This is a genomic window from Gordonia sp. GONU, from assembly GCF_024733855.1.
GTDB classification, from domain to species: domain Bacteria; phylum Actinomycetota; class Actinomycetes; order Mycobacteriales; family Mycobacteriaceae; genus Gordonia; species Gordonia amicalis.
Genome location: NZ_JANRHB010000006.1, coordinates 194898 through 221181 on the forward strand (window position 1 = coordinate 194898; position 26284 = coordinate 221181).

Below are 26284 nucleotides of genomic sequence, written 5' to 3' on the forward strand. Positions count from 1 at the left end.
GCGCCGCATGAACGTAGGAGCCCCACGTGACCACACGCACCTACGTCCTCGACACTTCCGTGCTGCTGTCCGACCCCTGGGCGGTCATGCGCTTCGCGGAGCACTCAGTGGTGTTGCCACTGGTGGTCATCAGCGAACTCGAGGGCAAACGTCACCACCACGAGCTCGGCTGGTTCGCACGTGAGGCGTTGCGCATGCTCGACGACCTGCGGCTGGCACACGGCCGGCTCGATCTGCCGATCGAGATCGGCGACGAGGGCGGCACCCTCCAGGTGGAGCTCAACCACACCGATCCGGCCGTCCTGCCGGCCGGTTTCCGCACCGACAGCAATGATTCCCGGATTCTGGCCTGTGCGCTGAACCTACGTGCCGAGGGCAAGGATGTGACCCTCGTGTCCAAGGACATCCCGCTGCGGGTGAAGGCCGGCGCGGTCGGTCTGGCCGCGGACGAGTACCACGCACAGGACGTGGTGGTCTCCGGGTGGTCGGGGATGACCGAACTCGACGTCGAGACCTCGACGATCGACGCGCTGTTCGCCGACGGCGTCATCGACCTCGACGAGGCCAGGGAGCTGCCCTGCCACACCGGCATCCGCCTTCTCAGTCCGTCGTCGAGTGCCCTCGGTCGCGTCAATCCGGACAAGCGCGTGCAGCTGGTGCGGGGAGACCGGGAGGCGTTCGGCCTGCACGGGCGTTCCGCGGAACAGCGCGTCGCCCTCGACCTGCTCCTCGACGACAGCGTCGGCATCGTCTCGCTCGGCGGAAAGGCGGGGACCGGCAAGTCGGCGCTCGCACTGTGCGCCGGTCTCGAGGCGGTCCTGGAACGCCGGACCCAGCGCAAGGTGGTCGTGTTTCGGCCGCTGTACGCGGTCGGCGGCCAGCAACTCGGCTACCTCCCGGGTGGTGAGGCCGAGAAGATGGGTCCGTGGGCACAGGCGGTGTTCGACACCCTCGAGGGGCTCGCCTCACCGGAGGTCATCGAGGAGGTGCTGAGCCGCGGGATGCTGGAGGTGCTGCCGCTGACGCATATCCGTGGTCGGTCACTGCACGATTCGTTCGTCATCGTCGACGAGGCACAGTCGCTGGAACGCAACGTCCTGCTGACGGTGCTGTCGCGACTGGGATCGGGATCGCGCGTGGTGCTCACCCACGACGTCGCGCAACGCGACAATCTTCGAGTGGGCCGGCATGACGGCGTGGCCGCGGTCATCGAGAAGCTGAAAGGGCATCCGCTCTTCGCGCACATCACCCTCACTCGTAGCGAACGGTCGCCGATCGCAGCGCTGGTGACGGAGATGCTGGAGGAGTTCGGGCCGTCCGCGCCGGGAGCGTAGCGAGCGGGCGGGGTGTGTCCGCGCCGGGAGCGTAGCGAGCGGGCGGGGTGTGTCCGCGCCGGGAGCGTGAAAAGAAGGAAGGCCGCGACGATTCGCTGAGGGGAGGGAATCGGCGCGGCCTTCCGTCTGGTCCACCGCTGTGTTCGCGGCGTTGTCACGCTGCGAAGCTCAGTGACGGACCGGTCTCTCGGGCGCGATCAGGCTGCGCCGCCGTCGACGCCGCTGAGCGCCTTGAGCAGATCGATGAGGGCTGTCACAACTTCGATGTTCTCGAGGGAACCCATTGTTTCTCCTTTGTCGGTGGTGTTCCGATCGACGATGTCGCTGATCGACTTTCGTCATTTCCGACGCTAACGATTTTGTTTCGTTCCTGCAAAGGAAAGCGCGGTGAATTACCCGGGACGTGGTTGAACAATTGGTCTTCCGACGCATTGTCCTGCGCGGCGAGCAATGGATCATCGTTGATTTTCCATCGAGAATCGACGGTCGTCTCGGCGGCCGGAATGAGGTCGGAGGTCGGGATGCTTGATCTGATCCTCATTGCACCGTGACCATCACGTGACTCACGAGATCTTGCGCACTGTCACACTGGTGTGGTGCTGAAGTTACTGATGAGGCGAATGAGACTTCTGGGACTATTGGTGATAGCGGTGCTCGCCGCGTGTGCCGGTGGCGCGGGTCAGGCCTTCGCCGAGCCGGAGCCGACCGCCCCGACCACTCCGGGGAGTCCGACGGGACCGGGAGCGGCGACGGGACTGGGCATTCCGGTGCTCGACGACGTGCTCGACCAGCTGTCCGGCGACAGCGGTTCCGCAGATGCGCCCGGCGGCGTCGAGCGTGCCGGCGGGGCGACCGGCCAGATGATCGTGGTGACCGCGCCCAAGGCGTCGGACACGACTGCCACCCTCACGGCCTTCGAAAAGGGCGCCGACGGCAGCTGGAAGCCGGTTCTCGGGCCGGGCAAGGCCTTCCTCGGTTCCCTGGGCATGGGCGAACCGCAGGACAACGTGCACCGCACGCCGCAGGGCACGTTCCCGCTCGACCAGGCGTTCGGTCGTCAGCAGAACCCGGGTACCAAAATGCCCTACATCAAGGTCGATCAGCAGGACTGGTGGGATTCCGATCCCAAGTCACCGACCTACAACACCCACGTGCGTCAGGCGCAGAGCCCCGGTGGTGACAGCGAGAACCTGTACAACTCGGGTCCGGTCTACGACTACGCCGTCAACATCGCGCACAACCCGCAGCGCACGCCCGGCAAGGCGTCGGCGATGTTCTTGCACGTGACCAACAACGAACCGACGATGGGCTGCGTCGCCATCGAACGCGAGCTGATGAAGAAGGTCCTCGTCTGGCTCGACCCGGCGAAGAACCCGAAGATCACGATCGGCGTGAACCAGGGCGCGCCGACCGGCGAGGCGCCCGGAGCAACCCCTCAAACAACTCCGGGTGCCACGCCGTCGACTCCCGACCTTCCTGCCTCCGATGAGCTGACCGGCCTGCTGTCGCAACTGGTCGGCGCGGTGCCGTCCCTCTTGGGTCTCGGCGCAGGGCTCGGCGGCTGAAGACACCGCCGCCGGATCTCACGGATCGCTGATCTCGAGGCGTGCCTGCCGGCAGGCAGGGCAGAAGGTCTCGTCGGCCCCGATGTGCCAGCCGTTGACCCTGGCCCAGTCGTCCCGGTCGGTCTGGGATAACGGCGATCGTGTGACGAAGCTGCGTCCGCAGCTGTCGCAGTACCGGTCGGCCGAACCCTCGGTTTCGGCGGCCAACGGGGAGATGACTGTCATGACGGGACCTCTGTGGCTGGGTTCGATTCGGGCCCTGTCGTCGCGTCGTCGGCGGACTCGCGACTTGGACGAACGACCACTTCAGTGTCACCGGAGGTGATGTGGGTCTCATAGGGCCGAATGGCACATGGTTGCCTGATCCGCCATCCCCGTTCCGCGGCTCAGCGGTCGTGGGGTACGACCATCACCGGGCACCGCGCGGATCGCAGGACCGACAGGCTCGTCGAGCCGAGTCTCATGCCGGCGAATCCGCCGCGGCCGCAGGCGCCCACGACGAGCAGTTGGGCTGCTTGGGCGTGGTCGAGAAGTGCGCGTGCGGGACGGTCCCGGGTTACCGCGCAGCGGATGGTGACCTGGGGATATCGTCGGCGTTCCTCGGCCAGTTCATCATCGAGCCAGGCGTCGGCTCGGCTCCGATGGGTCGGCCAGTCGGACACCGTGCACGGCACGGACATGTCGGCGACGTCGGCGTCGCACCAGGCGTGGACGACTGTGACCGGCACGCTGCGCAGGGCAGCTGCGGCGAATGCGGCGCTGACCGCGCGGCGTCCGCCCGGGGAACCGTCGGTGCCGACCACGACGTTCGCCTGAGACCAATGCGCTGGGGTGTCGCGGACGACCGTCAACGGGCATCTGCAGTACTCGGCGAGGGCGGTGGTCACCGACCCGAGAACCACCCGATGTCCGGCCATGTGCCCGCGGTTGCCCACGACGACCAACCGCGCCCGATCCGAGGCGTCGAGCAGGGCGGCGATCGGCGGGGAGTCGACCACCTGGGTCGTGATCTTCAACGGGTCGGGGGTGTCGGTCGAATCCTCGACGACCCGGCGGGCCTCCGCCAGCGCATGTTCGCACCGGTCCCGAAGCGGATCGAGGACGTGCGGCTCGTCGGCCGAGAGGTTCGCCGAGGCGATCATCCCGATCTCGGACCGGTGGAGAGCGGCGTCGCGTGCGGCCCAGCGTGCCGCCGCGCGTGCGGTGGCGGAACCGTCGATGCCGACGACAACGGGCCCGTCGGTGAATCTGGACGCGGTCACACGGCTGTCCCCTCTGGAGGTCACGCACCGAGCGCCGGGGTGTCCCGGCATTGGCTTCCGTTCCTCAGTACAGACCTCGGCGAGGGGCGAGTCATCGGGTAAAGAGTCCCCAGAATGGGGACCAATGACACGTTTGCGCTCGAGGCGGCGGGGTAGAGAGCGTGGAGCTCAGCGGCCGTTGCCGCGCTGCGCCACTTTCGCCGCGTACACCGCTGCCTGCGTACGGCGTTCCATGCCGAGTTTGCCGAGCAGCCGGGAAACGTAGTTCTTCACGGTCTTCTCCGCAAGGTGCATCCGCGCGGCGATCTGCCGATTGGTCAGCCCCTCGCCGAGGAGGGCGAGCAGAGTGCTCTCCTGCTCGCTCAATGCGTCGCCGGGCTTCTTCTCTTTCTCGCGCTGGGTGCGCAACCGGTCCATGAGGGCCGCGGCGGCGCGGTTGTCGAGCAGCGAACGGCCGGCGCCGACATCGGTGATGGCACGTGCCAGCTCCATGCCGGTGATGTCCTTGATGACGTACCCGCTGGCGCCGGCGAGGATCGCGTCCATCATGGCCTCGTCGTCGGTCATCGAGGTCAGGATGAGGCAGCGCAGGCCGTCGACGCGGCTGAGCAGCTCGCGACACAGTTCGATCCCGTTGCCGTCCGGCAGGCGGACGTCGAGGACGGCCACATCGGGTTTGACGGTGGGGACGCGGGCCAGTGCCTGCGCGCAGGTCGCCGCCTCGCCGACCACCCGGACACCGTCATCGTGGTCCAGGAGTTCGACGAGACCCCGTCGGACGATCTCGTGGTCATCGACGAGGAAAACCGAGATCATCGGCCACACCTCCCTCCTGCGCGGGTGCCGCTGAGACGGATTGTAGGACGACCCAAGACGTGTTTCACCCGGATTGCCCGGACCGGCAGATTCGCGCATATCCGGAATGTCCGTTTCACCACTGATGCAACGGTTCACGGAATATCCAATTGTGGTGCGGGACTTACTGATCGAGGGGTTCGAAGTCATTTGTCGAGAATTGTTCAACCGAATACTCGACGGACCGCAGGGTATATCATCCAGAATATGGTCCGCGAATTCCCGGAACGTGGCGCGAGGTCTATCGAACTACAGAATGCGCTGTCGCAGAAGCGATTGCGTGAGCTCCTCGGTGAGGTCAGCGACCGGATCACGCAGATCGCCGATGTCCGAGACCGCATCGACGGTCTGCTCGAAGCCATGCTGTCGGTGAGTTCCGAACTCGATCTGGAGACCACTCTCGAGTCGATCGTCGCCGCCGGAATCCGCTTGGTCGACGCCGAGTACGGCGCGCTCGGCGTTCTCGGCAGCGGATACGACCTCTCGGCCTTCCTCGCCCAGGGCATCAGCGAGGAGGTCCGCACCGAGATCGGAGACGTGCCGACGGGACGCGGCGTGTTGGGCCTGCTCATCGACGACCCGCGGGTGTTGCGGCTCGACGACCTCTCCGAGCATCCCTCGTCGGTCGGTTTCCCGCCGAATCACCCGCAGATGACCACCTTCCTGGGCGCCCCGATCCGGGTACGTGACGAGATCTTCGGCAACCTGTTCCTGACCGAGAAGAAGAACGGTGCACTGTTCACCGAGGACGACGAACTCGTCATCCAGGCACTGGCGGCGGCGGCGGGCATCGCGATCGAGAACGCCCGGCTCTACGAGCAGGCGCAGACACAGCTCGCCTGGATCGAGGCGAATCGGGACATCATCGCAGAGCTGCTGACGGGTGCCGACAACCAGGAGGTCCTCGAGGCGATTGCCCGCAAGGTGCTCACACTGGCCGACGCCGACCTGGTCTGCATCGCCGAACCCCACGACCACGAGATGCCGCCCGAATCGGTGGAAGAACTCGTCGTCACGGTCGCCGAGGGGATCGACGCCGAGGTCTTCCGCGGGCGGATCGTGCCCACCAGGGGCTCGACCTCCGGCGACGCTTTCCGGCGACGCCAGCCGGTTCTGCGTGACCAACTCGAGTACGACATCTCCGGGCACTCCTCGATACGGCACGGTCCGGTCATGGTCGCCCCGCTGCGCACGGTGGAGTCGACCCGTGGAGTGCTGATCGCCCTGCGGTCCAAGGGACGCGACGCGTTCGCAGAGGACCTGCTGAGCCTGAGCGCGGACTTCGCCGATCAGGCGGCCCTGGCACTCCAGCTGGCCAGCGCGGCGAACCAGACCCAGCAGATGCGGGTGCTGGAGGATCGCGAACGAATTGCGCGCGACCTGCACGATCACGTGATCCAGCGGATCTTTGCCGAGGGGCTGACGCTACAGGCGACGCTGCAGCGCACCCAGTCACCCGAGATCCGGGCCCGGCTGACGCGATCCATCAACAACCTGCAGGACATCGTGCAGGACGTACGCTCGACGATCTTCGATCTGCAGGCGGAAGAGTCCGAGACCACACGTCTCCGGCAACGAGTGCAGGAGACGATCGATCAGCAGGTCGACGATCTGCCGATACAGACCCATGTGCGGATGGCGGGACCGCTGTCGATCGTCGAGCCGCGACTCGCCGACCAGGTGATCGCGGTGGTCCGCGAGGCGTTGAGCAATGCGGTCCGGTACGCACACGCCACGACGCTGACGGTCGCGATCTCGGTCGCCGACGATCTGGTCGTGGAGGTCACCGATGACGGCGTCGGACTGGACGGGGACGTCACCGCGAGTGGGCTGACCAACATGCGGCGCCGGGCCGAGGAACTGGGCGGGACCTTCTCCCTGACGACCCCCGAGGCGGGCCACGGGTTGTCCGTGCGGTGGACCGTTCCGCTCTAGTTCGCGTCGTCGCGTAGGTTCACGTCGCGTCGGGTCAGGTGGTGGGGCCGGCCCACTGACCGGTGTCGTGGTCGGCCGGCAATCGCCAGGCCGACGTCCGCTCGGTCACCCATGCCACGGCCTGCACTCCCGACAGGAGGCCGAAGAGAACGACGAGCCAGATGGAGAGCCCGACGAGAGCGCAGACGGCGAACGCTGCGAGGAATGCGACGAGAACACCGGTGAGAGTGATGACCGGTCACCTCCTACGTACTTGGAGGAGACTCTCGGGGGTTCGAGAGACTGACCCTCACACTTTCTCCTGGCGGCGAACGTTTCGCGAGAGGCCGAAGGTCACATGTTGATGGGTCGTTTGAGCTCGAAGCCCGCCGTGCGCACACCGTCGGCACCGTCCTGCGGTGCCGTCGCCCGGTCGATCTGGGCGCGCGCCTGATCGAGGACCGAGGTGTCCGGGTCGAGGACCGACAGGTAGCGGTCGTGCGCGGCGAGCGACCGGACGGCGACCTCGAACTGCTCGTCGACGTCGACCGCATGCGTCGCCGCCGGACCGTTCTCGAACAACCACGCGGGCACCTCGTTGTATCCAGCCGCGACCAGGGCGTCGTAGGAGTCGAGCACCGCCGAGGCGAACTCCATGTGATCGCGTTGATTCGGCTGGCCGGGGGCCCATTCGGGACCTCCGTACACTGACAGGATCACCTGCGGCGCAATACGTTCGATGGTCTCGGTGATCTTCGCCCGGAGTTCAGGGGTGTTACGGATGTCACTGTCGGGGAAGCCCCAGAACTCCACCTCGTCGACGCCGACGATCGACGCGGAGGCGCGCTGTTCGGCTTCGCGCAACGGTCCGCACTCGGCCGGTGACATTCCCTCGATGCCGCGTTCGCCGCTGGAGGCGAGCGCGTAGACCACCCGCCTGCCCTCACCGGTCCATCGCGCGACCGCTGCCGCCATCCCGTACTCCGGGTCGTCGGGGTGGGCGACGAGGACGAGTGCGATCTGCCAGTCCGTGGGGAAGGGCTTCAGGTTCATCATGGCACGGCCGTACTCAGCGTTCCCGGTCGAGGTTGGCCATCTTGAGAACGTCGAGGCGCGCGTCGAGTTCCTCCTCGCTGAGCTTGTCGCCCACGAGACCCCGATCGATCACGGTCTGGCGAATCGTCTTGCCCTCCTTGAGAGCCTGTTTGGCGACCGCGGCGGCCTCCTCGTAGCCGATCGCGCTGTTGAGCGGTGTGACGATCGACGGGGAGCTCTCGGCCAGGGTGCGGAGACGGTCGACGTTGGCCCGCAATCCCGAGATGCAGCGGTCGGCGAACAGTCGGGACACGTTGGCCAGCAGCTTGAGTGATTCGAGGACGTTGCGGGCCATCATCGGGATGTAGACGTTGAGTTCGAAGGCGCCGTTGCCGCCGCCCCAGGTGACCGCCGCGTCGTTGCCGACGACCTGTGCCGCCACCTGCGTGACCGCCTCGGGCAGAACGGGATTGACCTTGCCCGGCATGATCGAACTGCCCGGCTGGAGGTCTGGGAGCAGGATCTCGCCCAGGCCGGTCAGCGGTCCCGAACCCATCCACCGGACGTCGTTGGCGATCTTTGTGAGCGACACCGCGATCGTCTTCAGCTGGCCGGACAGTTCGACGAGCCCGTCCCGGGCGGCCTGCGCCTCGAAGTTGTCCTTGGCCAACGAGAGTTCCTCGACACCGGTGCGGCGGACGAGTTCGGCGACCACCTTGGTGCCGAAGCCGGCCGGCGCGTTGAGTCCGGTGCCCACCGCGGTGCCGCCGATGGGCAGCTCGCCGACACGCGGCAGGGTCGCGGTGACGCGCTCGATGCCGGCCTCCACCTGCCGTGCATACCCGGCGAACTCCTGGCCGAGGGTCACCGGCACTGCGTCCATCAGGTGTGTGCGGCCGCTCTTGACCACGTCACGCCACTCGGTTGCCTTGTCGGACAGGGCCTTCCGGAGATGCTCGAGGGCCGGGACGAGGTCGGTGACGACGGCCTCGGTCGCCGCGACATGCGTGGCGGTGGGGAACGTGTCATTCGACGACTGCGACATGTTGACGTGGTCGTTGGGATGCACGTCCACCCCGTTGGCCTTCGCGATCGATGCGATGACCTCGTTGGTGTTCATGTTCGAACTCGTGCCCGACCCGGTCTGGAAGACGTCGATCGGGAACTGGTCGTCGTGGTTGCCGTCGGCGATCTCGGTGGCCGCCGCGATGATCGCGTCGGCCCGCTCCGCATCGAGGAGTCCCAGATCCTTGTTGACCGTGGCGCAGGCCGCCTTCAGCAGGCCCATGGCGCGGATCTGCGTCCGTTCCAGCGGGCGATGGCTGATGGGGAAGTTCTCCACCGCGCGCTGGGTCTGGGCGCGCCACAGAGCATCGACGGGCACCTGCACCTCGCCCATCGTGTCGTGCTCGGTGCGGTATTCCTGCTTGCCCGGTGCCTCGTTCTTGCCCTGTGCCTCGGTCATAGGTGTTCTACTCCTTCGATCGAATCCTTATGCCGCTCAGCGGGACGTTGACGGCCCCACTCGGGTCGGTGAAAAAGTCGTTGCCCTTGTCGTCAACAACGATGAAGGCCGGGAAATTCTCGACCTCGATCTTCCACACCGCTTCCATACCCAGTTCGGGGTACTCGATAATCTCCTGGCTCTTGATGCAGTCGAGCGCCAGACGGGCCGCCGGGCCGCCGATCGAGCCCAGGTAGAAGCCGCCGTGCGAGTTGCACGCCTCGGTGACCTGCTTGGATCGGTTGCCCTTGGCGAGCATGACCATCGAGCCGCCCGCGGCCTGGAACTGCTCGACGTAGGAGTCCATGCGGCCCGCGGTCGTGGGGCCGAACGAACCGGACGCCATGCCCTCCGGGGTCTTGGCCGGGCCGGCGTAGTAGACCGGGTGATCGCGCAGGTACTCGGGCATCGGCTCACCGGCGTCGAGGCGTTCCTTGATCTTCGCGTGGGCGATGTCGCGGGCCACGACCAGCGGTCCGGTGAGGGACAGGCGCGTCTTCACCGGATACTGCGAGAGCTGGGCCAGGATCTCCGACATCGGGCGGTTGAGATCGACCTCGACCACCTCGCCACCCGAGATGTCCTCGGCCACACCGGCTGCCGGCATGTACTTGGCCGGGTCGGTCTCGAGCTGCTCGAGGAAGACGCCGTCGGCGGTGATCTTGCCGAGCGCCTGACGGTCGGCCGAACACGACACCGCGATGGCCACCGGGCACGACGCGCCGTGGCGGGGTAGACGCACGACGCGGACGTCGTGGCAGAAGTACTTGCCGCCGAACTGGGCGCCGATGCCGAAGGACTGGGTCAGCTTGAAGACCTCGTCCTCGAGCTCGAGGTCGCGGAAACCGTGCGCCGACATCGAACCCTGCGTCGGCAGGTTGTCGAGGTAGTGTGCCGAGGCGTATTTCGCGGTCTTGAGTGCGAATTCGGCTGAGGTGCCACCGATCACGACGGCGAGGTGGTACGGCGGGCAGGCCGCGGTGCCGAGCGAGCGGATCTTCTCGTCGAGGAACTTGAGGATGGACTTCGGGTTGAGGATGGCCTTGGTCTCCTGGAACAGGAAGGACTTGTTGGCCGACCCGCCACCCTTGGCCATGAACAGGAACTTGTACTCCGGGCCCTTGGGGCCCTGCTCGGTGGCGTAGATCTCCACCTGGGCCGGGAGGTTGGTCCCGGTGTTCTTCTCGTCGTACGTGGTCAGCGGTGCGAGCTGCGAGTAGCGCAAATTGAGTTGGGTGTAGGCGTCGTAGACGCCCTTCGAGATCGCCTCGGCGTCGTCGGTGCCGGTCAGCACGCCCTCGCTCTTCTTGCCCATCACGATCGCGGTGCCGGTGTCCTGGCACATCGGCAGGACGCCACCGGCGGAGATGTTGACGTTCTTCAGCAGGTCGAGGGCCACGAAGCGGTCGTTGCCCGATGCCTCGGGGTCGTCGATGATCTTGCGGAGCTGCGCGAGGTGGGCCGGGCGCAGGTAGTGGCTGATGTCGTGCATGGCCTCGGCGGTGAGCTTGCGGATCGCCTCCGGCTCCACCTTGAGGAACGTCTGTCCGCCGGCTTCGAACGTCGAGACACCCTCGGTGGTGATGAGTCGGTAGGGGGTCTCGTCGGCGCCGATGGGGAGCAGATCAGAGTAGAGAAACTCGGGGGCTGAGGCTGGTTTACTCACGCACCGGATCGTATCGCCCCAGCAGAGCGGCCCCACGTCAGAGGTGACCGGACTCGTGAGGTGGATCACGGTCGCAACTCCCCGACGCGGGGCCGTTTGCTCGGTGTGTCAGAGGTCGACGCCGAGCGTCAGAGACTGATGCGGGCGTACTCGCGCAGCTTGGCCGGCTTGTGGACGGCCTCGATGCGACGGACGGTACCCGACTTCGATCGCATGACCAGCGAACGAGTGGTCGCGCCGTTGGGACGGTAGGTGACGCCGCGCAGCATGTCGCCGTTGGTGACACCGGTCGCGCAGAAGAAGCTGTTCTCGCCGCTCACCAGGGTGTCGTTGGTGAGGACCCGGTCGAGGTCGTGACCCGCGTCGATGGCCTTCTGGCGCTCCTCGTCGTTGCGGGGCCACAGCTTGCCCTGGATCTCGCCGCCCATGCACTTCATCGCGACGGCCGTGATGATGCCCTCGGGGGTGCCACCGACGCCCATCAGCATGTCGACGGTCGAGTAGTCGTCGGCGGCCGCTACGGCGCCGGCGACGTCACCGTCGGAGATGAGGCGGATCTTGGCGCCGGCCTGGCGGATCTCGCCGATGAGATCGGCGTGGCGGGGCCGGTCGAGGACGATGACGGTGAGGTCGGCGACGTCGATGCCCTTGGCCTTGGCGACCGAGTTGATGTTCCACTCGACCGACTCGTTGATGTTGATTGCGCCCTTGGCGTCCGGACCCACGGCGATCTTGTCCATGTAGAACACGGCCGACGGGTCGTACATGGTGCCGCGTTCGCTGACCGCGATCACCGAGATCGAGTTGGGGCGGCCCTCGGCCATCAGGGTGGTGCCGTCGATGGGATCGACCGCGACATCGCAGTCGGGGCCCTCGCCGTTGCCGACCTCTTCGCCGTTGTACAGCATCGGCGCCTCGTCCTTCTCGCCCTCGCCGATCACGACGACGCCGCGCATGGAGACCGTCGAGAGGAGCTGGCGCATCGCGTCCACCGCCGCGCCGTCGCCGCCGTTCTTGTCACCGCGACCCACCCAGCGGCCGGCCGCGAGTGCAGCCGACTCCGTCACACGGACCAATTCCATCGCGAGGTTGCGATCGGGTGCCTGGTGGTTGCTGGCTGTCATGGGCTTCGGCTCCTCATGTGTGGCCCCGATCTCAGTGGGTCGCAGCCCCTGGGATCCGTGGGTGTGGCGGTGATCTCAGGGACCATCCTTGCATGTCACACCGGCCGTTCGGTGACTGACCCTGGTGGTGGGATACTCGGCGACATGGCAGACAAACCGCGCATTCTCATCAACGGCAAGGACATGTTCTGGTCGTTGGTGCCGCTGATCGCGCTGTGTGCATTGGTGGCGATCGCGTCGGGGAATTGCTCGGTGGGCTTGAATCAGGACCCCGCAGACAGCAAGGTGCCCGCGTTCGATGTGGTCACCGCACTGGACGCCGACGCCCGGCAGATGCCGTTCCCGATCCGCCGGCCGCCCACACCCGAAGGATGGAAGCCCAACTCCGGCTCGTCGGATGCGATCGAGGGACATCGGGTCAGCACCGTCGGCTGGCTCAGTGCGAGCAAGGCCTATGTGCAGCTGAGTCAGACCGACGCCTCGGAGGACCTGCTGGTGCCGTACCTCGGCGGGAGCGGTGGCGAGTACGCGGACACCACCGGCACCGGTACCCGCGAAGCAGGTGGCCGGCAGTGGGTGACCTACGAGACCTCCGAAGGCAAGAAGTTCTGGATCGCCAACTTCGGCGATGTCCGGATCGGCGTGCTCTCTCGGGGACCGGACTCCGACATCGAGACGATCGCGTCGTCGGTGGCGACGCAGCAACCGCTCGATGCCTGAGTGGAGACGATTCGAGTAGCCGACTACTCGCGATGACGAGTGCCTCCGTTCATAGCGTCTGCTCCAGGAGGCGCTCATGTCCGGGGAATTCTGGCACAGGTACAGGTGGACACCGGCGACGTCGTTGTCCGCACAGGCCGACGCCTGGCTGAACATCATGTGGGGACGACTTGTCCTCGTCGCGGTGCTCGTCGCCCTGCTGGTGATCGTGGTTCCCGTGTACGGGGCCGGCGCGGCCGTTGCTGCGACCGGCGGTCAGGTCATCAGCGTGCCGTGCGTGCGAGTCGACCCGCCGGCAGGCCGCCGGGAACCGCTGGTGCTCACCGATGGTCCGGTTCGAGCCGCCGAGCGGTCGCGGGTGTCCGCGGTCGACCAGCGGGTTCTCGTCGACTTCGACTGACGTTACTCGTCGTCCTCGTCGGCCGAATTCTTGTGTGCGATCACGGTTTCGATGCGTTCACGCGCGCCGCGGAGATGTTCTTCGCAGCGAGTCGCGAGCGCCTCGCCCCGTTCCCACAGGGCCAGTGAGGTGTCGAGATCGAGGCCACCGTGCTCGAGTGTGCTGACGATGTCGGCGAGTTCGTCGCGCGCCTCCTCGTATCCGAGTTCGGTGACCGGTGTGTACTCCTCGTCGGTGCTCACGAATCTCCTTCGTCGTCCGTGGACGTGGATGTGGGTGCCTCGGTGGCGGTGACGGTGGCCCTCGCCGCGCCGTCGGCGACGCGGATGCGTAGTTCGGCGCCCGCCGGCAGATCGTCGAGAGTGCTGACGACGTGGGTCACATCGGTGTCGGTTCGTTGCACGACCGCGTAGCCACGCGCGAGGGTCTGGGCCGGGCCCAGGGTCGAGAGCCGGGCCGCGAGGTGCTCGTGGCGCCGGTCCTCGGTGTCGACGTGGCGTAGGACGTCGCGCCGCAGGGCACGCACCAGCTCGGCCACGTTCGCGGACTCCTGGTCGACGATCACGCCCGGCCGGGCGAGGACCGGACGTCGCCGCAGTCCGTCGATCACCCCGGTCTCGCGGCGCACCCAGTTGCGCAACGCCTGAGCGCTACGCCGGCGCAGGTCGTCGATCCCGGCGAGTTCGGCCTCGACGTCGGGCACCACTCGCTTGGCGGCGTCGGTCGGGGTGGCCGCACGCAGGTCGGCGACGAGGTCGAGCAGCGGATTGTCGGGCTCGTGCCCGATCGCGCTGACCACCGGCGTCCGACACCGCGAGACCGCCCGCAACAGCGCCTCGTCGGAGAACGGCAGCAGATCCTCGACGCTGCCGCCGCCGCGGGCGATGATGATCACCTCGACGTCGGGGTGGGCGTCGAGGTCGGCGAGGTGGGTCAGGATCCGTGCCACCGCCGTCGGGCCCTGCACGGGTGCCTCACGGATGTCCAGGCGCACGGCCGACCACCGGCTGGTGGCGACGCTGACCACGTCGTGCTGGGCGGCACTGGCCCGCCCGCTGATCAGCCCGATGGCGCGGGGCAGGAACGGCAGCGGACGTTTGAGCCGGTTGTCGAACAACCCCTCGGCGGCCAGCAGCTGACGGAGGCGTTCGATCCGAAGCAGCAGTTCGCCGACCCCGACCGGACGGATGTCGCTGATCCGCAACGACACCGTGCCGCGGCCCGTGTAATAACTCGGGCGGCCGAGGACGACCACGTGGCTGCCGTCCGTCAGCGGAACCTCGGTGCGCATCAACAGATCCGGGCTGCACGTCACCGAGATGGAGATGTCGGCGGCCGGGTCCCGCAGGGTGAGGAAGGCCGTGCGGGTACCGGGGCGCCGGCTGATCTGGGTGACCTGACCCTCCACCCAGATCTGGCCCAATCGGTGTATCCAGTCGGCGATCTTCGTGTTGACCGTCCGTACCGGCCACGGATTCTCGGCCGAATTCGGCGAGGTCCCGCTCACGCCTCGGTGGAGCGCTTGTTCTGCGAGGCGATCCGGTTCTCGAGCATCGTCACGAACGGTGCGCGACCGCGGTTCGACTTCTCGTAGTCGACGAGGCTGGTGAGGTCGTCGGTGCCGACCGCCCGTAGACGTGCCCGCAACTGTGCCAGGGTCAGGGTGTCGTAGTCGATGAGTTCGACGATCTCGGGTGTCGAGCCGTTCTTCGACGCCGGGGCAGGGGTCGCCGGCGTCTCCGCGGCGTCCAGGACGTCTTCGGGCGCGGAGCTGTACAGCGCGAAACGGCCGGCATCGGCACGCGGCGGTGTGGCGGTGGCATCCGTGGCATCGGCGGGCTGGTCGCCCGGGTCGTTGCCGTCGGCGGCGGCCTCGATCTCGTCGTCGATGGTGGTGGCCTTCGTGGAAGGCCTGGCGGGCTTCGCGGGCGTCTCGATCGGTACGTCGCCGGCGTGGGCGTCGGCGTCGGCGTCGGGGGCCGGGGTCTCGACGTCGTCCTCGTCGAAGCGGGCCCACTCGGGCTGCTCGCTGGGCTTGTCGAAGATCATCTCCAGGACGACGTCGCCCTTGATGGCGAGTTCGGCGATGTTCTGCTGGGCCCGCATACCTGCCTGCAGGGTCTGGCTGACCGCTGTCATCGGGAGGGTGACAAACAGCGCGGGAAGCTTGCGCGTCTCCTCGAGGGCGGTGACGATCAGACCTGCGGCGATACGGGCCGGGTAGGGTGCGCGATGCATGCCAACACTCTGCCATCACGGGCACCCGTCTGTAACCCGTACCCTGGAAGCATGTCTGTCACGAAGCGTGTCCTGCTCGCCGAACCTCGCGGCTACTGCGCGGGTGTCGACCGCGCGGTGGAGACGGTCGAGCGTGCTCTCGACAAGCACGGCGCTCCCGTCTATGTGCGCAAGGAGATCGTGCACAACCGCCACGTGGTCGAGACCCTGGCGGATCGCGGGGCGATCTTCGTGGGCGAGACCGACGAGGTGCCGGAGGGGGCGATCGTCGTGTTCTCCGCACACGGTGTCTCACCGCAGGTCCATGCGACCGCCGCGGAACGCAACCTGAAGACCATCGACGCGACCTGTCCGCTGGTGACGAAGGTGCACCAGGAGGCCAAGCGGTTCGCCCGCGACGACTACGACATCCTCCTGATCGGCCACGAGGGCCACGAGGAGGTCGAGGGGACGGCCGGTGAGGCGCCCGAGCACATCCAGCTGGTGGACGGCCCGGACAGTGTGGACTCGGTGACCGTGCGCGACGAGTCGAAGCTGGTCTGGCTGTCGCAGACCACGCTGTCGGTCGACGAGACCATGGAGACGGTGAGGCGCCTGCGCGAGAAGTTCCCGCTGCTCAACGATCCGCCCAGCGACGACATCTGTTACGCCACCCAGAACCGGCAGGTCGCCGTCAAGGCGATGGCCCCCGACTGCGATCTCGTCATCGTCGTCGGTTCCAAGAACTCGTCGAACTCGGTTCGCCTGGTCGAGGTGGCCCTGCAGGCCGGCGCCAGGGCCGGCCACCTGGTCGACTACGCGCGCGAGATCGACGACGTCTGGCTCGAAGGTGTGAGCACGGTGGGCGTCACCTCCGGTGCGTCGGTGCCCGAGGTCCTCGTCCGCGGCGTGCTCGACTTTCTCGCCGAACGCGGCTACGACACGGTGGACACCGTCAACACCGCCAACGAGACACTGACCTTCGCGCTGCCGCGCGAGTTGCGGCCCGCGCGTACCACCAGCTGATCAGGATCGCTCTGATCAGCACTCGTCGGGGTCGAGCTTGCGCACCCGACGGTGGGGCAGCGCGATCGTGAGCACGGTAGCGATGAGCGCGGCGCTGACACCCGCCCCCGCGATGGCGACGTTGCGTGCGGTGTGGTCCGGCGGCGTCGGGGGCACCGGTGCGGCGATCGGGGCCGACTGCGGCCCGGCCCGCTGATCGACGGGTAGTTCCGCGGTCAGGGCGGAGACCGGGTCGACGACCCCGTGACCGATCCGCTGGTCGTGTCCGGTTCCCGGGGCGTGGGCGGTCGCCACGATCCGATCCATGACTTCCCGTGCGCTCAGGTCGGGGAACCGTGCCCGGACCAAAGCTGCGGTACCGGCGACGTAGGGTGCGGCGAAGCTCGTCCCGATCAGCGGCAGCGGCCCGTTCTCGCTGCGTTGCGCCGACACCAGGCGGTCCGAACCCTTCGCGCTGTCGAGACTCACGATGTCGGTGCCCGGTGCCGCCACACCCACCCACGGGCCGTGGAGGCTGAAATCGCTCGGTGTGCCGGTCGCGGCGTCGATCGAGCCGACGGTGAGGACGTACGGCGAGTACCACGCGGGACTCGCGATCGTCGTCACCGCACTCCAGTCCTCCGGGTCGCCGGCGGGAGGCGTCGGATTCTGGCTCTGGCAGGCGCCGTCCCGGGTGATGTTGCCGGCCGCCGCCACGACCACGACATCGCGGTCGTAGGCGTACCGGATCGCCGCCCCGAGTGCGCGGTCGTCGACCTTGTCGGCCGCCGACGCGCACGCGACCTCGGAGATGTTGATGACGGTGGCGCGCAGATCGACGGCGCGGACGATGGCGTGGGCGAGTGTCCGGACCGAACCGTAGCCCGACCCGACCGCCGGTGCGGGGTCGTCGTCGCGGCGATCGTTCTTGGCCTTGAAGGCGCTGCTGGACTGGCGGATGCCGATGATCGAAGCTGCGGGCGCGACCCCGGCGAAGGCGTCTGAGGTGCTCGGCCGGGCGGCGATGATGCCCGCGACCAGGGTGCCGTGGGCGTCGCAGTCCTCGAGTCCGGTGCCGTTCGAGACGTAGTCGCCGCCCGCGGTGACGCGCCCGAGTCGCGGGTGCGGTGTCACGCCGGTGTCGATGACCGCCACCCGCTGTCCGGCGCCACGGCTGAAACGCCAGGCCTCCTCGAGATTCATCATCGATTGGGCGGCAGTCGGATTCGCGGTGTTGCGGGTGAGGGTCGCAGTATTGCACAGATGGCTCTGCTCGGTCGGTTCCGGCGGTGCGACGGGTGCCGAACGGATCAGTGCCGATGCGTCGACACGCGGCGGGGTGACTGCGGCGGCGGGGGAGGAGGTCAACCCGAGCAGGGTCGCGGTCAGCGCCAGTGCGAGAGGCGCCGCGATCCGGGTGCGTGCCCGGGACATCAGATCTCCCGGACGATCCGGTACAGGTCGAGCAGCCACAGCAGCAGCGGGACGATGAGCGCGACGAGGATGTACTCGCCGATCTCCGCCCACCGGCGCATCACCGGGGAGAAATCCTGATGAGGCGCAACGACTCCGAAGACGAGTGCGGCGATCAGGACGACGCTGCCCAATGCGAAGGACACGATCGGCCACCGGCCGTCCCCGAACGCCAGACCGACCAGCAGGGTGAGCACGACGAGCGAGCCGCCGATGATGAGGATCGCCGCCTGGAAGAGGTCGCTGTGGGAGCGTCCGCGCAGGCACAGGACCACGCCGATGATCGCGGCGTAGGCCGCGTTCTTCCAGTCGAAGCCGGCGAGGGGAGCGGCGGTGAGCACCGCCGAGATCGCGACGATGCCGGTGAGGCCGCCGATGATGCCGGTCAGGTACGCGTTGGCGATGTACGAGCGACGTTCCAGCGCATCGGCCTTCGGCAGTGCCGTGGCCCCGATCGCGCCGATGCCCTCGATCGACGGCTGCGGTTCGATGTCCTTGACGTCGATGGCCGCGCCCGCGGTGGGGACCGGCGGCAACGGCAGTTTGGCGAGCAGGATCGTCAGTCGTGGGGAGAGCCCGATCAGCAGCAGACCCACCGCCGCGACGACGGCCGCGACCTCCGCGACGTCTGCGTCGATGAGCATTCGGGCACCACATCCCAGGGCGCCGACGAGTGCGGCGCTGGTCAGCGCACTGTGGGCGGTCGCACCGACCGCGGTCATCCGGTAGGTGATGACCGCCGTGACCAGGGTCAGCGCGAATCCGAGTGTCAGATGTGCGGCGCCGAAGGAACCGGGGGTGAGGATCATGCCCGTCACGAATGCCATCGGCGCCGCGCAGACCGAGAGGATCGTCGAGCTGAGCTGATCCCGGTAGTAGCGCGCGACGATCGTGGCCGCGGTGATCAGTCCGATCACCGCCAGCCCGGATCCTCCCGCGAGCCACAGTGCGCCGCTGTCGAGTCGACTCGCGGCGAGCCCCGCCGCGGCGGCGACCGCCGCGACCACGGCCAGTGCATGACCCACACACCTCGCCGAGGTCGCGGTCCAACTCATGAACTGGGATTCGTTCAGTCGCGCAACGGCATCGACCACGTCGTCGAACAGGATCGGCGACTCACCGGTCCGGGTGGAGGTCAGCAGGAGCAGGTCGCCGTCGCGGATTCCCGACTCCGACAGCGAGCGGTGCAGGGCCAGCGGTTCCTGGCCGACCAGGGCCAGGGTCCAGCGGTTCTGCCGGTCGTGCGGGCGGCCGCGGCCGCGGGAATCCGAGTCGGGGTCGTCCGGGTCGTGGCGGTTGGGGTTGCGCGACTCGATCTGTGCGACGAGGTCACCGATGAGTCCGGCGATCGGGATGCCCGCGGGCAGCCCGACGTCGAGCTGGGTGTTGCCGCCCAGCACCGAAACACGTACGAGCTGCGGCTCGATTGCGGTGTCCGCGCGTCGACGGTCACCGCCACTGCCGTCCGCGGCGGTCGTCGGGTGTCCCGGCGCGAATCCGTCCACAGGTGACATACAGGTCAATCCTCCCCCAGGTTTCAGCAGCTAACATAGCCAACTTCAGCGGGTTCGCCCGCCCGGGGATACACAGCTCGAGGTGTCAGGGGGGATCGAGTGGTCACGACCACTGAGGGATTCGTGCGTCGGCCACGCATCACGCCGCCTCGAATGCCGGGCGGCGAGGTCAACATCCAGGCGCCGCCGGACGTCCCGCGCGTGGTGCCCGGCAACCTGCTCATGAAGCTGCTACCGGTGGTGATGATCGTCGCCGTCGTCGGCATGATCGCGCTGATGATGGTCACCGGTGGCCGCAACATCCTGACCAATCCGCTGTTCATGATGTTCCCGCTGATGATGCTCATGTCGATGTTCGGCATGTTCGCCGCCGGTGGGCGCGGCGGCGGCAAGCGCGCCGCGGAACTCAACGAGGAGCGCAAGGACTACTTCCGCTACCTCGGCCAGTTGCGCGCCCAGGTCTTCGACACCGTGGAGAACCAGCGCGCCGCCCGTGCCTGGAGTCATCCCGATCCGCACGCGCTGCTCGACGTCGTCGGCAGCCGGCGGATGTGGGAGCGACGCCCCGCCGACAACGACTTCGCCCATGTGCGTGTGGGAGTCGGCGTCCAACGCCTCGCGACCCGGCTGATGCCGCCGGAGACCGGCCCGCTCGAGGACATCGAGCCGGTGTCGATGGTGGCCCTGCGTCGCTTCGTGCGGACCCATTCCGCGGTGTACAGCCTGCCCCGGTCGATCTCGCTCCGTGGCTTCCCGGCGATCAACATCGAGGGTGCCCGCCAGGAGACCCGGGAACTGGTCCGCTCGATGATCGTCGAACTCTGCGCCTTCCACGGCCCCGACCACCTCCACATCGGCATAGTCACCGGCGACCCCGCCGGTGAAGCCTGGGACTGGGCGAAATGGCTTCCGCACGTAGGACATCCGACGCTGCGCGACGGTATCGGGCCGATGCGGATGATCTATCCGACGCTCGCCGATCTCGAGAACGCGCTGGCCGCCGACCTGCTGGAGCGTGGTCGGTTCAGCCGGTCGGCGCCGCCGAACGGGAACCGCGCCCATCTGGTGGTCGTCATCGACGACGGTTACGTCGCCGGCGACGAGCGCATCCTCAGCTCCGCGGGCATGGAGGGCGTCACCGTCCTCGACCTGACGGCACCGCCGGACGGTCTCGCGGCCCGGCGCGGCCTGCAGCTCGTGGTGCGCGGGGGGAAGGTCTCGGCCCGTAGCGTCGCGGGTGTCGAGGAATTCGCGGACATGGACTCGCTGACGATCGCCGAGGCGGAGGCGATCGCACGCCGCATGGCCCGGTACCGGCTGGCGACGGCGGCCACCCTGGCGAACCTGGAATCCGAGGCCACCTCGACCGATCCGGGCCTGCCCGCCCTCCTCGGCATCGACGACGCCGCCCGTTTCGACCCGGCCACGGCCTGGCGCGGACGCACCGGTCGTGAACGTCTGCGGGTGCCGATCGGATACACCCCGAGCGGCGCGCCGGTCGAACTCGACATCAAGGAGAGCGCCCACGGTGGCATGGGACCCCATGGCCTCTGTATCGGTGCGACGGGTTCCGGCAAGTCGGAGTTCCTGCGGACCCTCGTCCTCGCCATGCTGGCCACGCATTCGCCGACCGAGTTGAACTTGGTCCTCGTCGACTTCAAAGGCGGCGCGACCTTCCTCGGGCTGGAGTCCGCACCGCATGTCGCGGCGATCATCACCAACCTCGAGCAGGAACTGTCGATGGTCGACCGCATGAAGGACGCGTTGTCGGGCGAGATGAATCGCCGCCAGGAGGTCCTGCGTGCGGCGGGCAACTACGCCAACGTCGCCGATTACGAACGTGCCCGCGCCTCGGGTGTGCGCCTCGAACCGCTGCCTGCCCTCTTCATCGTCGTCGACGAGTTCTCCGAACTGCTCTCGCAGAAACCGGATTTCGCCGAACTCTTCGTCGCGATCGGTCGTCTGGGCCGCTCGTTGCACATCCACCTGCTGCTGGCCTCGCAACGTCTCGAGGAGGGCAAGCTCCGTGGGCTCGACTCCCACCTGTCGTATCGAATTGGCCTGAAAACATTCTCCGCCAACGAATCCCGGTCGGTACTCGGTGTTCCCGACGCCTATCACCTACCGAGCGTGCCCGGTTCGGCCTACCTGAAATGCGACTCGGACGACCCGGTCCGGTTCAACACCTCGTACGTCTCGGGTCCCTACTATTCGCCGGCCGTGGCCTCAGACACCTCGGACACCATGACGTCGGGGATACCGCGACTCGGGAACCTCAAGGTCTTCACCGCGCTGCCGGTCCCGCTGGACGAGGGTTCCCCGCGGTCACTGCTCGATCAGGCGGCGAGCCTGCTCGACGAGGAGCCGCCGGCCCTCGACGCCGCGCCCGCCGACTTCGAGCCGACCTCGGTGTCGGTGCCGACGCTGATGCAGACCATCATCGGTCGCATGGAGGGCTCCGGCCCGCCGGCTCACCGGGTCTGGCTGGACCCGCTCGACGATTCGCCGACCGTGGAACACCTGGTCGGAGCACGCGACTGGACCGAGCCGACGGTCCCCGGCAACCTCGTGTTGCCCATCGGTCTGGTCGACCGCCCCTACGACCAGCGACGCGACCCGCTCGTCATCGACCTGGCGGGCGCGGCCGGCAACGTGGCCGTGGTCGGTGGCCCGCAGTCGGGTAAGTCGACGACGCTGCGCACGATCATCATGGCCGCGGCGGCCACGCACACGCCGGAACAGGTGCAGTTCTACTGCCTGGACTTCGGCGGCGGCAGTCTCGCCGGCCTCGCCGGTCTCCCACATGTGGGTTCGGTGGCGTCCCGCGGCGACATGGATGCCGTCCGCCGCACCGTCGCCGAGGTCGGGGCGGTCGTCCGGGCACGGGAGCTGTTGTTCGGCCGTCTCGGCGTCGAGTCGATGCGTGATTACCGGGCCCGCCGTGCGGCCTGGTTCGCCTCCGGGACCCTCGCGCCCGACGATCCGTTGGCCGCCGACCTGTTCGGCGACGTCTTCCTCGTGCTCGACGGCATCAGCGTGCTGCGTTCCGAACTCGAGTCGCTCGAGGAGCAGATCACCACGATCGTTTCTCAGGGGCTGTCCTTCGGCGTGCACGTGATCGTCAGCGCCTCGCGGTGGGCCGAGATCCGCCCGGCGGTCCGAGACCTCCTGGGTACGCGCATCGAACTGCGCCTCGGCGACCCGTCGGACTCCGAGATGAGTCGCCGCGCCGCTGCGGGCGTCCCGCAGAACCGTCCCGGTCGTGGTCTCACCGCGGAGGAGCTCCACATGCTCATCGCCCTGCCGCGCCTCGACCCGGTCAGCAGCGCCGAGTCGCTGCCCGCCGGTGTGGCGGCCTCGGCGGAGAAACTCGCCGCCGCGTACCCGGGCCGTTCGGCGCTGCCGGTCCGCAAGCTGAGCACCGAGATCGCGATGTCGGCCGTTCAGAACGGGCTGGCCGCGGCCGGGGTCACGTTGTCGCTGAACCAGGTCGCGATCGGCGTCGGCGAACTGGAGCTGGCCCCGGTGGTGCTCGACTTCGACGCGCAGCCCCACTTCATGGTGTTCGCCGACGTCGAGCACGGAAAGACGAACGTGCTGCGCGCGATCGTTCGCGGCCTCGTCGCCGGCGGCACCCCGGAGCAGGTGAAGATCGCGTTCATCGACTACCGCCGCACGATGCTCGGCGTGGTCGACGGCGATCACCTCGCCGGATACGCCAGTTCGCACGACAATGCCATGACACTGATGAACCAGCTGGCGGCGTATCTCAAGGACTGCATGCCCCCGAACGACGTCACCGTTCAGCAGCTGCGGGAGCGTTCGTGGTTGGTCGGCAAGCCGGAGGTGTACCTCGTGGTGGACGACTACGACATGGTGGCAACGTCGTCGGGTAATCCGTTGCTGCCGGTCATCGAGTACGCATCGCACGCCCGGGACATCGGTTTCCACATCGTGCTGGCGCGTCGATCCGGCGGCCTCGGCCGGGCGATGTTCGATCCCGTGATCGCGCGGCTGAAGGACCTGTCGTCCGACATCCTGCTGATGAGCGGCGACCGCGACGAAGGTTTCATCACCGGACGCAGCCGCATGCAGCGGCTGGTGCCCGGACGCGGTGAGCTCGTCTCGCGCGTGCGTCCACAGGAGATGATCCAGGTCGCCCACCTACCGGCCGACGACTAGCGACGGATCTGCCTTGGACGAGACGGGTACGGGCAGGAGCGGGGTGAGCCGACGCCATCCGACGGTCGTCGACCTCGCGTTCGGGCAACCACGGATCTGGGATCCGGTCACCGGGCACAGGTGCCCTGACCGCGATCTGCGCCCGCTGCTCCTCGCCGTCGACGAGATGACGGTCGTGCTCGACGGCCGGCGCCGGCACCTGCGGCAGGCGTGGCAGCAGGTGTTCGACGAGATGGGTGTCCACGCCTCGGATCCGGACCGTCCGCTGATCGTCGGGCATCCGAGTACCTGGGGACACCGGCGCGCGTCGTCGCTGGCCGATGCCGGAGGGCGGAGGGCGGGCCAGGCGCCACTGACGCTTCTCCCGCGTGCGGTCCTCATCGCGCGCAGCCACGCCGACATCACCGTGCGGCGCTGTGCCGTCGTGGAGACCACGCACATCCCGGAACCGCCCCACGATCCCGCCCGTCCACGCCCGGCTGCCTGGGATGTGCAGATCGTGCGGCGACACCCCGAGGGCTGGGACATCGAGCGCAGTGGCGTGATCGAGCCGGGGGACCAGGAGGCCGAGGGGCTCGCGATCATCGACGACGCGGTCGAAGCCGTCTTCGTCGACGGTGACGATCCGCGGGAGGTGGCGGCGGCGACAGAGTTGGTCGCCGCGCACGCGATCGCGGGCCGTGTCGTGCCGGTGGACCGCGACCTTCTCGTCCGTCTGGGCCGCCGGACCGGTGGCGTCGCCGACGACGCCGTGCCGGTGGCCGACGGGCCCGCGATGCCGGCGCCGGACGCGTCGAGGCGACGCAGCCGTCGTGTGCTGGCCGGTGCTGCGGCCGCGGCGGTGGTGGTCGTCGCCGTTGCCGTCGGGGTCGGGTGGTGGCAGCGGGACGACCCCGCGCCCGCTGCTGCCGAGGTCGCGGTAGGGCGCGCCACGCTGTCGGTTCCCGGGAACTGGCGGGAGTCCGGGCAGGACACCCCGAGCGACACCACCGACGACCCGACAACGACCCGCGCCGTGTTCGTCTCCTCCGACGACGGCCGGCGGATCATCGCGGTCCTGACCGAGCTGCGCGACGGGTCGACCCGGCAGTCCGTCGCCACGAGTCTGCGTAATCGCATCGACCAGCGGGGCGACGACGTCGTCACCGAGTTCTCCGCGGACACCCGCTACGCCGGACGCGACGTCATCAGCTACCGGGAGGCTCCGGCGTCGGGCAGCACCATCCGCTGGTATGTCATCGTCGACGACGGTCTGCAGGTGTCGATCGGGTGTCAGGCCGGGACGGCCGCCGAATCTGTGGACCGCGAATGCGCGCAGGCCGTCAGATCGGTACGGGTGGGACAGTAGGTGACGAGCGTGACGGGTCGGCTCGGCGTTTTGACCCTGACCTGCACGGTCGCGTAACCTGGATCGCTGGTGCTCGGCGCCTGTCGCACACGCGTGTGCACAGGCAGAAGAGGCCCGGGTCCCCACTGGTCGCCGGGAACAACCTCCGCCGTACATCCGACCAGCACCCACAAGACAAGAGTTGAGGACCAACTGTGCCTACCTACACCCCGAAGGCCGGTGACATCACGCGTACGTGGCACGTCATCGACGCCACCGACGTGGTGCTCGGCCGGCTGGCCGTGCAGAGCGCGAACCTGCTCCGCGGCAAGCACAAGCCGACCTACGCCCCGCACATGGACGGTGGCGACTTCGTCGTCATCATCAACGCGGAGAAGGTCGCGCTGACCAGCAACAAGGCCGACCGCAAGCTGAACTACACCCACTCGGGGCATCCCGGTGGCCTGAAGTCCCGCACCACCGCCGAGCTGCTCGAGACCTTCCCCGAGCGCGTCATCGAGAAGGCCATCAAGGGCATGCTGCCCTCGAACAAGCTCGGCCGGGCGATGGCCTCGAAGCTGAAGGTCTACGCAGGCCCGAACCATCCGCACGCGGCTCAGCGCCCCGTCCCCTTCGAGATCAAGCAGGTGGCCCAGTGACCAACGAGAACATCAACGAGGCCGTCGAGGCCGTCGAAGAAGCTGTCGAGGTCGTTGAGGCCGTGGAGGCCGTCGAGGCCGCTGCCGACGATTACGACACCGCTGCCGCTGTCGAAGAGGTTCGCGAGCCGGTCGTGATCGACCGTCCGATCCAGACCGTCGGCCGCCGCAAGGAAGCCATCGTCCGCGTTCGCCTGCTGCCGGGCACCGGTGAGTTCAAGCTCAACGGCCGTTCGCTGGAGGAGTACTTCCCCAACAAGGTGCACCAGCAGCTCATCAAGGCTCCGCTGGTCACCGTCGAGCGCACCGAGTCGTTCGACATCTACGCCAAGCTCGTCGGTGGCGGCCCCTCGGGCCAGGCCGGTGCGCTGCGTCTCGCCATCGCTCGTGCCCTCATCGAGGTCACCCCGGATGATCGCCCCGCCCTGAAGAAGGCCGGCTTCCTCACCCGTGACCCGCGTGCGGTCGAGCGCAAGAAGTACGGCCTCAAGAAGGCCCGCAAGGCGTCGCAGTACTCCAAGCGCTGAT

The 26284-nt window shown here is 67.9% G+C and carries 22 protein-coding genes; 10 read left to right on the forward strand and 12 right to left on the reverse strand.

What is annotated here, in order from left to right; genetic code table 11:
- Positions 1-26 precede the first annotated feature (26 nt).
- Together NWF34_RS08665 and NWF34_RS08670 are read left to right on the forward strand one after the other, a co-directional pair.
- Entirely contained in the window at positions 27-1334 is a 1308-nt protein-coding gene (locus tag NWF34_RS08665; RefSeq protein ID WP_258324692.1) for a PhoH family protein, read from the forward strand.
- A gap of 620 nt (positions 1335-1954) precedes the next feature.
- Complete coding sequence (locus tag NWF34_RS08670) at positions 1955-2899, forward strand: L,D-transpeptidase (RefSeq protein ID WP_258324693.1); 945 nt, start codon at positions 1955-1957, stop codon at positions 2897-2899.
- An 18-nt stretch (positions 2900-2917) separates the two neighbouring features.
- Here the strand turns inward: NWF34_RS08670 and NWF34_RS08675 are convergent, their stop codons facing one another.
- The 3 genes from NWF34_RS08675 to NWF34_RS08685 all read right to left on the reverse strand — a co-directional run bounded on the left by NWF34_RS08675 (position 2918) and on the right by NWF34_RS08685 (position 4977).
- Positions 2918-3124, reverse strand: coding sequence for a hypothetical protein (locus NWF34_RS08675; protein ID WP_159406102.1), 207 nt, complete (start codon positions 3122-3124; stop codon positions 2918-2920).
- A gap of 161 nt (positions 3125-3285) precedes the next feature.
- On the reverse strand, positions 3286-4161 hold the full coding sequence (locus NWF34_RS08680; RefSeq protein WP_258324694.1) for a universal stress protein: 876 nt from the start codon (positions 4159-4161) through the stop codon (positions 3286-3288).
- A gap of 168 nt (positions 4162-4329) precedes the next feature.
- Positions 4330-4977: a response regulator transcription factor gene (locus NWF34_RS08685; RefSeq protein WP_159406100.1), complete on the reverse strand. Its 648-nt coding sequence runs from the start codon at positions 4975-4977 to the stop codon at positions 4330-4332.
- A gap of 246 nt (positions 4978-5223) precedes the next feature.
- Between NWF34_RS08685 and NWF34_RS08690 the strand changes: the two genes are divergently transcribed.
- Positions 5224-6951, forward strand: a complete 1728-nt coding sequence (locus tag NWF34_RS08690; RefSeq protein ID WP_258324695.1) for a GAF domain-containing sensor histidine kinase — start codon at positions 5224-5226, stop codon at positions 6949-6951.
- A 333-nt stretch (positions 6952-7284) separates the two neighbouring features.
- Here NWF34_RS08690 and NWF34_RS08695 read toward each other — a convergent pair whose 3' ends face one another.
- From NWF34_RS08695 to glpX, 4 genes are all read right to left on the reverse strand, one after another.
- Positions 7285-7986 carry a PIG-L deacetylase family protein gene (locus NWF34_RS08695; RefSeq protein WP_258324696.1) on the reverse strand — a complete coding sequence of 234 codons (702 nt, stop codon included), beginning with the start codon at positions 7984-7986 and terminating at the stop codon, positions 7285-7287.
- Between the two features lie 13 nt (positions 7987-7999).
- The gene (locus tag NWF34_RS08700) at positions 8000-9430 is read right to left on the reverse strand and encodes a class II fumarate hydratase (RefSeq protein ID WP_258324697.1); all 1431 of its coding nucleotides are present in this window, start codon (positions 9428-9430) and stop codon (positions 8000-8002) included.
- A 7-nt stretch (positions 9431-9437) separates the two neighbouring features.
- A complete protein-coding gene (locus tag NWF34_RS08705) occupies positions 9438-11135 on the reverse strand; it encodes a fumarate hydratase (protein WP_258324698.1) in 1698 nt (565 codons plus the stop codon).
- 128 nt (positions 11136-11263) lie between these two features.
- Positions 11264-12259 carry a class II fructose-bisphosphatase gene (gene glpX / locus NWF34_RS08710; RefSeq protein WP_258324699.1) on the reverse strand — a complete coding sequence of 332 codons (996 nt, stop codon included), beginning with the start codon at positions 12257-12259 and terminating at the stop codon, positions 11264-11266.
- Positions 12260-12403: 144 nt separating this feature from the next.
- Between glpX and NWF34_RS08715 the strand changes: the two genes are divergently transcribed.
- Positions 12404-12979, forward strand: a complete 576-nt coding sequence (locus tag NWF34_RS08715; RefSeq protein WP_258324700.1) for a DUF4245 domain-containing protein — start codon at positions 12404-12406, stop codon at positions 12977-12979.
- 76 nt (positions 12980-13055) lie between these two features.
- Positions 13056-13379, forward strand: a complete 324-nt coding sequence (locus NWF34_RS08720; protein WP_006434426.1) for a hypothetical protein — start codon at positions 13056-13058, stop codon at positions 13377-13379.
- Positions 13380-13381: 2 nt separating this feature from the next.
- Here NWF34_RS08720 and NWF34_RS08725 read toward each other — a convergent pair whose 3' ends face one another.
- The 3 genes from NWF34_RS08725 to NWF34_RS08735 are packed head-to-tail and all read right to left on the reverse strand — an operon-like array spanning position 13382 to position 15617.
- Positions 13382-13621: an exodeoxyribonuclease VII small subunit gene (locus NWF34_RS08725; protein WP_258324701.1), complete on the reverse strand. Its 240-nt coding sequence runs from the start codon at positions 13619-13621 to the stop codon at positions 13382-13384.
- Positions 13618-14886, reverse strand: coding sequence for an exodeoxyribonuclease VII large subunit (xseA, locus tag NWF34_RS08730; RefSeq protein ID WP_258324702.1), 1269 nt, complete (start codon positions 14884-14886; stop codon positions 13618-13620). Before xseA ends, NWF34_RS08725 begins: the two co-directional genes overlap by 4 nt.
- Positions 14883-15617 carry a lipid droplet-associated protein gene (locus NWF34_RS08735; RefSeq protein ID WP_258324703.1) on the reverse strand — a complete coding sequence of 245 codons (735 nt, stop codon included), beginning with the start codon at positions 15615-15617 and terminating at the stop codon, positions 14883-14885. Before NWF34_RS08735 ends, xseA begins: the two co-directional genes overlap by 4 nt.
- A gap of 51 nt (positions 15618-15668) precedes the next feature.
- Between NWF34_RS08735 and NWF34_RS08740 the strand changes: the two genes are divergently transcribed.
- Entirely contained in the window at positions 15669-16622 is a 954-nt protein-coding gene (locus NWF34_RS08740; protein WP_006434430.1) for a 4-hydroxy-3-methylbut-2-enyl diphosphate reductase, read from the forward strand.
- Positions 16623-16637: 15 nt separating this feature from the next.
- On the opposite strand, the gene mycP is transcribed toward NWF34_RS08740, so the two are convergent.
- Together mycP and eccD are read right to left on the reverse strand one after the other, a co-directional pair.
- Positions 16638-18035, reverse strand: a complete 1398-nt coding sequence (gene mycP, locus NWF34_RS08745) for a type VII secretion-associated serine protease mycosin (protein ID WP_258324704.1) — start codon at positions 18033-18035, stop codon at positions 16638-16640.
- Entirely contained in the window at positions 18035-19588 is a 1554-nt protein-coding gene (eccD, locus tag NWF34_RS08750; protein ID WP_258324705.1) for a type VII secretion integral membrane protein EccD, read from the reverse strand. Before eccD ends, mycP begins: the two co-directional genes overlap by 1 nt.
- A 99-nt stretch (positions 19589-19687) precedes the next feature.
- On the opposite strand from eccD, the gene eccCa reads away from it, so the two are divergent.
- From eccCa to rpsI, 4 genes are all read left to right on the forward strand, one after another.
- Complete coding sequence (gene eccCa / locus NWF34_RS08755; protein ID WP_258324706.1) at positions 19688-23770, forward strand: type VII secretion protein EccCa; 4083 nt, start codon at positions 19688-19690, stop codon at positions 23768-23770.
- Between the two features lie 43 nt (positions 23771-23813).
- The gene (locus NWF34_RS08760) at positions 23814-25118 is read left to right on the forward strand and encodes a type VII secretion-associated protein (protein ID WP_258324707.1); all 1305 of its coding nucleotides are present in this window, start codon (positions 23814-23816) and stop codon (positions 25116-25118) included.
- A gap of 194 nt (positions 25119-25312) precedes the next feature.
- Positions 25313-25756 carry a 50S ribosomal protein L13 gene (rplM, locus tag NWF34_RS08765; protein WP_258324709.1) on the forward strand — a complete coding sequence of 148 codons (444 nt, stop codon included), beginning with the start codon at positions 25313-25315 and terminating at the stop codon, positions 25754-25756.
- Positions 25753-26283, forward strand: a complete 531-nt coding sequence (gene rpsI / locus NWF34_RS08770) for a 30S ribosomal protein S9 (protein ID WP_258324710.1) — start codon at positions 25753-25755, stop codon at positions 26281-26283. The genes rplM and rpsI overlap by 4 nt, the downstream gene beginning before the upstream one ends.
- Position 26284 lies beyond the last annotated feature (1 nt).